Origin of the sequence: Aminobacter sp. J41, assembly GCF_000526635.1 — a bacterium.
Classification (GTDB): Bacteria; Pseudomonadota; Alphaproteobacteria; order Rhizobiales; family Rhizobiaceae; genus Aerobium.
This window is the reverse complement of record NZ_JAGL01000062.1, coordinates 1-8,786: the sequence shown is the minus strand read 5'-3', so window position 1 is coordinate 8,786 and position 8,786 is coordinate 1. Positions and strand designations below refer to the sequence as shown.

General features: G+C 64.8%; 6 protein-coding genes. 1 reads left to right on the top strand and 5 read right to left on the bottom strand.

Annotation, left to right across the window (positions count from 1 at the left end; translation table 11 throughout):
* Positions 1 to 548 precede the first annotated feature (548 nt).
* From L630_RS0119900 to L630_RS0119880, 5 genes are all read right to left on the bottom strand, one after another.
* A complete protein-coding gene (locus tag L630_RS0119900) occupies positions 549 to 1,937 on the bottom strand; it encodes a TolC family protein (RefSeq protein WP_024849945.1) in 1,389 nt (462 codons plus the stop codon).
* A 1,063-nt stretch (positions 1,938 to 3,000) separates the two neighbouring features.
* The gene (gene gfa, locus L630_RS0119895) at positions 3,001 to 3,576 is read right to left on the bottom strand and encodes an S-(hydroxymethyl)glutathione synthase (protein WP_024849944.1); all 576 of its coding nucleotides are present in this window, start codon (positions 3,574 to 3,576) and stop codon (positions 3,001 to 3,003) included.
* Positions 3,577 to 3,649: 73 nt separating this feature from the next.
* Entirely contained in the window at positions 3,650 to 4,591 is a 942-nt protein-coding gene (locus L630_RS0119890; RefSeq protein ID WP_024849943.1) for a substrate-binding domain-containing protein, read from the bottom strand.
* A gap of 13 nt (positions 4,592 to 4,604) precedes the next feature.
* Positions 4,605 to 5,138, bottom strand: a complete 534-nt coding sequence (locus L630_RS0119885) for a c-type cytochrome, methanol metabolism-related (protein WP_024849942.1) — start codon at positions 5,136 to 5,138, stop codon at positions 4,605 to 4,607.
* Positions 5,139 to 5,279: 141 nt separating this feature from the next.
* Positions 5,280 to 7,178 (bottom strand): methanol/ethanol family PQQ-dependent dehydrogenase, encoded by a 1,899-nt coding sequence (locus L630_RS0119880; RefSeq protein WP_024849941.1) that lies wholly within the window; start codon positions 7,176 to 7,178, stop codon positions 5,280 to 5,282.
* A gap of 647 nt (positions 7,179 to 7,825) precedes the next feature.
* On the opposite strand from L630_RS0119880, the gene L630_RS23515 reads away from it, so the two are divergent.
* Positions 7,826 to 8,221, top strand: coding sequence for a hypothetical protein (locus L630_RS23515; RefSeq protein WP_024849940.1), 396 nt, complete (start codon positions 7,826 to 7,828; stop codon positions 8,219 to 8,221).
* Positions 8,222 to 8,786: the final 565 nt, after the last annotated feature.

The window sequence follows — 8,786 nt, the reverse complement described above, 5'->3', positions numbered from 1 at the left end:
TGGTCCGCTGCGGGCGGCGGGAAGCAGGCACTCACCGCACAACCACCTTCACCTCCCTTGGTCCCCACGGTAGGCACGGGCGCTTTGCTCCGCTCTCCCTGACAGGTACTAGCGCAGGATCCTCCCCTGCGAAGCGGGGGAGGTGGCGCGCAGCGCCGGAGGGGGCTGATGCGCACGCCCCTAGAAGTTCGGAAACAGATGGACTGCAATCGGGTATGGCTCAGCGCGGCACGCCCCCCTCCACCATGCTTCGCATGGTCCCCCTCCCCCATAAATGGGGGAGGATCCCCCGGCGTCGACGGTGCAGGTTGTTCTGCGGCGCGGGAGAAGCGGGTCCGGTACTTACCGCAACCGCGCTCACCTCACTTGGTCCCTGCGGTGGGCACGGCGCCTTGGTCCGCTGCAGGCGGCCGGCGCCACCTCCGCAGGGCTCCGGCGAGGCTAACATGGACGTCCTGGGCCCGTCAGCGTGCCCGCAGGCCCGCCTTGGCCGGCAACCCGTTATCCTTTGCCGGCGTCCCGCCCTTCTACCCCGCGACGTCGCGCTCTTACAGCGCCACGCCCTGCACCTGATAACCCGTCAGGTTGAACACCTGGCGGATGCGGCCGGAATTGTAGATGCAGTCGAGGGACAGCTTGCGCAGGTCGTATTCGGCATTCGCCAGCTGGAAGCGGGCGGAGTGGTATTCCTGGTCTGCATTGAGCACGTCGAGGAGGGTGCGCGTGCCAAGCTCGAGATATTGCGTGCGGTAGAGCGCGCGGGTTTCCTTCAGCGTCGTCTCGGTGCGCGACAGCGTGCCGCGCAGGCCGGACAGGCTCGCCACCTGGCCGCTGGATTCGAGCAGCGCCCGCTGCACGTCGAGCTTTGCCCGCGCGATCGCGGCATCGGCCGCGGCGAGCGCATAGCCCGCGGCATTGGTGCGCGCCTTGTTGACGCCGCCGTTGAAGATGTCGCCGCTGACGTTCAGCCCGAAGCGGATTTCCGGATCCCGCTTGCCGATGCGCGAGACGTCCGAGCCGACGCGGCCTTCGAGCGCGATCGACGGCAGCGCCTCGGCCCGAGTAAGGTCGAGCTGCGCGTTGGCGGTCTTGTGGGCCGCGGCCGCCTCCATGATGGCCGGCACGCGCTGCCAGTCGGGCTCGCCGGACGAGCAGGCGGAACTTAGCCAGGCCGGCTTGTCGTTTTTGACCTGCGGCGTGCCCTGGATGCCCGTCATGGCCGCAAGCACGCTTTCCCAGCGCCGCAGCGAGCCTTCAAGCTGCAGCTTGGTGGCTTCGGCCGCCTGCACGCGCGCGCGCGCCTGCAGCAGGTCGGAGTCGGTGCTGGCGCCGGTGTCGGTGCGGCTCTTCACCAGCGCCTCGACCGCCTTGACGTCGGCGATCTGCTCGCGGGCAACGGCGATCAGCGCCCGGTAGCGCTGCACCTCGAACATCGCCGCCGCCGTCTCGTAGGCAAGGTCGTCGATGGCGACCAGAATGCTCGCCTGCCGGCCTTCGACGCCGGCGGAAGCCACGCGCACGCGTCCTTCCGTCTTGCCGAAATCGTAGATCAGCTGCGAGCCGGACACGTTGAGGATCGGGCGGTAACGGTCGTCCTCGGCCGAACTGTAGGCGGAATCGATGCCCCAGCCGAACCGCGGCATGTAGCCGGCCTCAGCTTCCGAGACGGATTCCATCTGCTGGCGCAGCTTTGCGACCGCTTCGCCGACGGCCGGGTGCCAGCGCACGGCGCGCCTGACGGCGTTTTCGAGGGTGAGGGGACCGGCGGGCGGCTCGGGCAGGTCGGTCACCGGGCGCTCGGGCGCGGTGCTGCCCGGAATGGCGGAGACGGTGGTGGTGTCGAGCTCGGGCTTTGCCTGCTGGTTCGCGCAGCCGGAAATCGCGGCGGCGAGGCCGATGGCGAGCAGAGTGATGGGCAGATCGCGAGCGCGCTTCAAGGGTCTTGCCTTCCCAGACGCGGACGGAAAACCCCCAATCCGCCCAGTTACTTGCGCGACGCATCAGGGCATCGCTGTCACCGCTATATCGGCACCTTATGGTTAACAAGCTGCTAATATACAGGGATGCGTTAACCATGATCTTGGGCGGTGGGGGCGTCTGCGCAGGGGCTGGTCGGAGCTCCGGCTTGGTCTGCTGTGCGGCGCACTCTCCGCGGTCTCGCAGGCTGCCAACGGCTCTCCATCGGCTGCGGATCGCTCCGCTCCTGAAGCGCGCCGACGCGGATCCTCCCCTGCGAAGCGGGGGAGGTGGCGCGGAGCGCCGGAGGGGGCTCGTAAAGCAGAGAGATCGGTGGGGTGGGGAAAAGCCGCTGCTGACGTTTCAGGCGGGGCCGAGGAGAGGTGCTGCGCGGACTCGTGACGGCAGATTGTCATGTCGCGCTCCACGAGCCCCCTCCACCATGCTTCGCATGGCCCTCCTCCCCCGCGCTGCGGGGGAGGATCCGCCGCGGCGCTGCGGGTGCGGGATCCAATCCGTCGGGGAGCGGCAGGTTGCCCGTTCTTACCCGTCAGCAAAACGTCTTGGTTCAGGCATGGATCGTCGGGTCAGGCCCGACGATGACGACGTTGATATGGCATTGGCAAACGTTGACCCGAACGGCCGAAGCGGCACCCGCCATTCTGCCCCTCCAACCTCCCAGCCTTTCATCATGCCACGGCTCGACCGTAGCATCCATTCCGGAACGTTGACGCTGATCCGGCGGATCGGACTACGGGCGAACTTCATGCGGACCCTGTTGGAATTCCCTCTCGATTACCGCCGCGCTCCACGAGCCCCCTCCACCATGCTTCGCATGGTCCCCCTCCCCCGCGCTGCGGGGGAGGATCCTGGGCGTGTCCTTCAGGGGCCGGAGCCGAGGCGGAGGCCCGCACGCACGCCCTGCAACCGTGCCGCATGGCAGCGGAAATGCCGGCGCGGGTGCGCAACGGGATTTGCCCCTCCGGGTAGGTCTGGGCTGGTCAGGCACACCCGCGACCGGCTGCTCGCCGCGTCAGCTTCGGCTCACGCCGCCAGCACGCCGTTTTTCTTCGCCGTCCAGGTGGCGACGTAGTCCATCAGCGCCGGCGACAGGCAGTCATAGGGCTCGAGGCCAAGGTCGCGCAGCCGCGCGCGGACCCCGTCCATCAGCGAGGGATCGACGCCCGACTCGATGATCGACGAGACGAAGGCGGCAAAGCCCGGCTCGGCCCAGCCGCTTTCCTGGAAACGCTCGGGATGGACGAAGTCGAGGCCCTGGAACGGGTGCTCGCGCTCGACCGGCCCGTACATGTGCACGCCGCATTCAACGCAGGCGTGGCGCTGGATGAGGGCCGCGGAGTCCACGACCTTCAGCTTGTCGCCGTTCTCCAGCACCGTCACCTTGTCGTGCGGCACCACCGCGACGATCGAGAAGGCGGCGCCCTTAGGCTTCCAGCACTTGGTGCAGCCGCAGGCGTGGTTGTGGGCGACATTGCCCTCGATGCGCACCTTGACGGGGCGGTCGGTGCAGTCGCAGACCAGCGTGCCGCCGGCAAAGCTCGGATTGCCGGGCCTCACGCCGCCGTCGATGGCCGGGTGTATCGATATTCCAGTCGTCATTTGCAGCCTCCTTCCCTTGTTGCCGAAAGCGGTTGATCCCGCCCCGGAACTGCCTTGACCGCTGCCGGTCCGCTCAAGACACGCAGCGTCCCCTCCGCGAAACCTTGCACTTCTTCTCCTCCGGCGTGGACGTGTCGGCCTCGGCCTTGTCGCGCGGCTGGGCCAGGATCGGCTCGCCACGTTCGTCGAGGATCGGCACGTCGTAGTCGAGGAGGATGCGGTTGATCTCCTCCTGGTTGTCGCGGATGAAGTTGTTGAGCGTGCGCTTCCACTCCTGGTCGGAGGGACGAACGCCCATGGTGATGCGGAACGACATGCGGGTCATGCCCTTGACGTCCTTCAGCGGAACGACCGCGAGCTCTTCATCGGCGCGCGCGGCGTAGTAGCCGGCCATCGGCCCCCACAGCACCGCGGCGTCGATCGCCCCTTCCATCATGTCCTTGACGGCGACCTCGCCGATCGGCGGCGACAGGCGCGTGTCGATCATCAGCGGGTAGGCCTTGGCCGTGCGCATCAGCCCGGCGCGGGCCATGATGCTGGTCGGCGGCGTGTTGGCGACGACGCCGATCTTCTTGCCGGCAAGGCGCGGGTCGGTGAGGTCCTGCACCCCGTCGAGGTCGCCGCCCTTCCTGTAGATCAGCACGTAGGTCGAGCGGTAATAGGCGTTGGTGTTCTGCACCAGTTCATCGCCCTGGGCGTAGCCCATGATGATGTCGCAGCGGTTGGCGCGCAGCGTCTGGCGCACGAAGCCCATCACCTGCGGGAACCATGTGTAGGAAACGGATTTGCGGCTGAGCTTTTCCGCGGTGAGTTCGGCCAGCCTGTTCTCGAACCCTTCGCCGCTTTCGTCGGTGAAGGGCATGTTTGACGGATCGGCGCAGACCCGCAGCACATTCGGGTCCACGAGTTCGCCGGCTGCCCCCAGCCCGGCGCCCTGCGCAAAGGCAGGGCCTGATGTTGTTGCCATGAGCCCCAGGAACGACAGGCTGCAAAGCAGCCGGGGCCACGATGTCATGATCTCCTCCTCTCTAACCCTCCATGCACGATTTCTCCGCTTCGGCGGCAGCTTCAGGCTTGTCTGCCCTCTTGCCGGGACGTCCGCGCGGGATCGCGTCGAGCGAGCGCGCACGCAGGTAGACGTAGAGGTCGTCCATGTAGCAGTAGACGTTCTTGTTCTCGCCGAAAGCGGGCATCACATTTTCCTTGCCCGCGCCCAAATTCTTCCGGCCTTCCGCGACGATCGACAGGAAGGTCGCGTAATCGATGTTCTTCATCGTCTTCGCCAGCGCCGGCGCGTAGCTCGAGCCTACGCCGTCGGGGCCGTGGCAGACGTGGCAGTCGGCATGGTAGCGGCGGTAGCCGCTGAAGGTGAACCAGTCGACGGTGCCGTCATCTTCGACCTTGAAGGTCGGGTTGCCATCGGCGTCATAATACTTGCCATCTTCTTCGCGGTCGACTGCCGCCGTCTCCTTGCTGTCAGAAAAACTTTGCGCGCTCGCGGAAAGGGGCGAGAGGGCAATGACAACGGCGGAGACAGCCGTCAGGGCGCTGCGCAAGATCATGCGGTCTTCCTCTTCTTGATGTCAGGCGGGACAGTGCATCGCGGCGGCCGGCGCCGCCGAAACCCCCGAGATTTCACAGCCGGAAGCCCGGACTGGCATTTCCAGTTCCGGGCTCCCGCTCTTTGGCAGGTCGCAGGACGATCAGTCCGGCAGGCCGAAGACGGTCAGCTGGCCGCCAAGCGTCGTGTAGTCGGCAAGGGCTGCATAGCCGCCCACGGCACCGAGGCCCGCGGTCGACACGGCCGCCTGCTGGTCGCTGACGTCCTTGCCCTGGCTGACGGCCTCATGCCACGCCGCCGCATTCTCCGGCGCCAGCAGGCCACCGGCGAGACCGATGCCGGCCCAGCCGCCAACACCCGACATGACGGCCACGTACTGCTTGCCGTTGTGTTCGAAGGTGTTGATGTTGCCGATGATGCCGGACGGGGTCTTGAACTTGTAGAGTTCCTTGCCCTCCGTATCGACGGCCTTGATGTAGCCTTCCAGCGTTCCGTAGAAGATCACGTCGCCCGCGGTCGCGAGCGCGCCGGACCATACCGAGAACTGCTCGGGGACCGACCAGACGATCTCGCCCTTGACGGCATCCCAGGCGATGAAGTTGCCCATGCCGCCATGGCTGTCAGGCGTCGGATACATCGACACGGTCGAGCCGACATAGGCCTGGCCGGCGGTGTAGCTCACCTTGAACGGTTCGTAGTCCATGCAGACGTGGTTGGTCGGGACATAGAACAGCTTGGTCTTCGGCGAGTAGGCTGCCGGCTGCTGGTCCTTCGAGCCGAGCGCTGCCGGGCAGATGCCGGCGGTGTTGACGTCCTCGCCGTTCTGTTGCGGCGAGTATTTCGGATCCACCTTCGGCCGGCCGAAGGTCTCGCTGTTCGGATCCATGTCGATCTCGGTCGCCCAGTTGACCTTCGGGTCGTACTTTTCGGCCACCAGCAGTTCGCCGGTCTCGCGGTCGAGCGTGTAGGCGAAGCCGTTGCGGTCGAAGTGGACGAGCACCTTGCGCTGCTGGCCCTCGAACTCAAGGTCGTCGACGAGAATGCTCTCGTTGACGCCGTCATAGTCCCACTCGTCATGCGGGGTCATCTGGTAGACCCACTTGGCCTGGCCCGTGTCGGCATCGCGGGCGAAGATGGTCATCGACCACTTGTTGTCGCCGGGGCGCTGGACCGGGTTCCAGGTGCCGGGGTTGCCGGTGCCGTAATAGACGAGGTTGAGTTCGGGATCATAGGAGAACCAGCCCCAGGTGGTGCCGCCGCCGATCTTCCACTGCTCGCCCTCCCAGGAGGTCACGCCGCTGTCCTTGCCGACGGGCTTGCCCAGCTGGGTGGTCTTCTCGGGATCGATCAGGGTTTCGGAGTCGGGGCCGGTCGAATAGGCCTTCCAGGCCAGCGATCCGTCCTTGAGGTTGTAGGCCGCCGCCCATCCGCGCACGCCGAACTCGGCGCCGGAAATGCCGACGATCACCTTGTCCTTGACGACAAGCGGCGCCGCGGTGGCGGACTCGCCCTTGCTGCCGTCGGTCGAGGCATTGGCGACCGACCAGACGACCTCGCCGGTCTTGGCGTCGAGCGCCACCACCGTCGTGTCGGCCTGGTTCAGGATGATCTTGCCATCACCATAGGCAACGCCGCGGTTGACGGTGTCGCAGCACATGATCGGAATGACGTTGGCGTCCTGCTTGGGCTCGTACTTCCACAGGATCCTGCCGTCATTGTTCAGGTCGAGCGCATAGACGATGTTCGGGAACGGCGTGTGCACGTACATGACGCCGTCGATCACCAGCGGGCCGCCCTCATGGCCGCGCAGGACGCCGGTCGAGAATGTCCATTTGACCTGGAGATCCTTGACGTTGTCCTTGGTGATCTGGTTGAGCTCCGAGTAGCGGGTGTTCGCATAGTCGCGCGCCGGCATGACCCAGTTCTTGTGGTCTTCCGACATCTTGATCAGTTCGTCATTCGCCCACGCTCCGCCCGCCGACGTGCAGAGGAGCAGCGCCGTGGCAAATCGGAGATAAGTGGCCTTCCTGGGTACACGCATTGCAATCCTCCCGAGGTTTACGATCGCAACCGCCCACGTGGACGTCCCCCAAACTCATCCTGGCGATCATCTGGTATTGGGAACGTTCCGTTTCCGGCAGCGTGTCACGGCAAGCACGGGACAGGGGCACCACTGTCCCGAAATCTGGCCTGCGAAGACATCGCCGCTCCCAATATCGGCGAGGTCCTTGAAGCCGGAAACTGGACGAAAGCTAATCTGACCCAAGTTATTAGGCAAGTACTAAATCATTAATACTTTTGGCTTGAAGCAAACATACCGCAGTGCAGCAATTTTTTATTGGATCGGTTTAATCAAATATACGCTGTTACAATTCGTGATTTTTTGGAATATACCAAGTAATTCCGGAGATCGACTTGCGATGTGAGGCCGCTGGCGCACGGAAACTATATTAGGTAATGCTTAAGAACTGTGCAGCCTGCCGCGTGACATGCAGGGATTCATTTCATCTGATAAGCAAGATCGCGGGGCACCGTGCGGTTGCATTGGCGTTGCTGCTACCCGTCATGATGATCATCGACCCGGTAGGCACTCGTTCAAATGTGGGTGTGTGCAGAGCGAAAACCGGGTAGCCGGTTGACGGGCAGGGGAGCGCGTCCAACTATGACGGCAGGAGGAGGTGTCACTGCATGATGCATACAGCAGAAAACTCCCGCCGCGCGCGCTGGTTGACGCAGCCGCGCAGATTTGTCCGGGCAGTCGTTCCGGCGGCAATCTTCGCCCTCGCGGGCGCGGTTACCCCGGCTTTCGCCAACGACTATCCGACCGTCACGGTCGCCGACTACGTCTTCGCCTGCATGAAGGCGAATGGCGAAACGCGCCGGGCGCTCGAAAGCTGCTCGTGCTCGATCGACGTCATTTCGACCATCATCCCCTACGAGGCCTATGAACAGGCCGAGACCTTCCGCAGCCTGTCCTTTGCCGGCGGCGAGCGCGGCGCCTTCTTCCGCGAAAGCGCAGCCGGCAAGACGGCGATCGGCAACCTCCGCCGCGCGCAGGCCGAGGCGGATGTGAGGTGTTTTTAGAGGGGGATTTTCGGGGCGGCGCATTTGGGGCGGAGATTGATGCCGAGTTCTGCACCGCAGGCCGATGTCATCGTTCCGGCATGGATGCCACGGACGAGCCGTGGCATGACGAGGGAAACGGCGGATGTATGACGATCGAGCGATGCGCAGCGGTGCTGTTGCAAGAAGCTCGAGCTAGAGGACGGTGGGACGAGTTGCCAGCAGGGTGACGACTGCCTGCCAAAGAAGGCGTCCCTTCTCGGCTCAGTTGCAGATCATCCCCGGCATTTCAGCTTCGTCATGGCCGGGCTTGACCCGGCCATCCTGTGTGTTTGCTGAGGTGTAGAATGGTTGCGGGAAGGAGGCCGCTGGCATCCTGGTCGCCTCCGCTTGGGAAAGCAGACCGTGGCATGGCCTGGCCCCTTCCCGCAGTGCTGCTTTGAACCTGAACAGTTGCACGAGGCTGCTTACCCAGACCTCGCACCACAGGAACAGGCCCCATGACCTTACACCCAAACTTCATCGGCTGCGACGTCTCCAAAGACACCCTCGATCTCTTCGATCCCGAAAGCGGGCGCTACCGGCG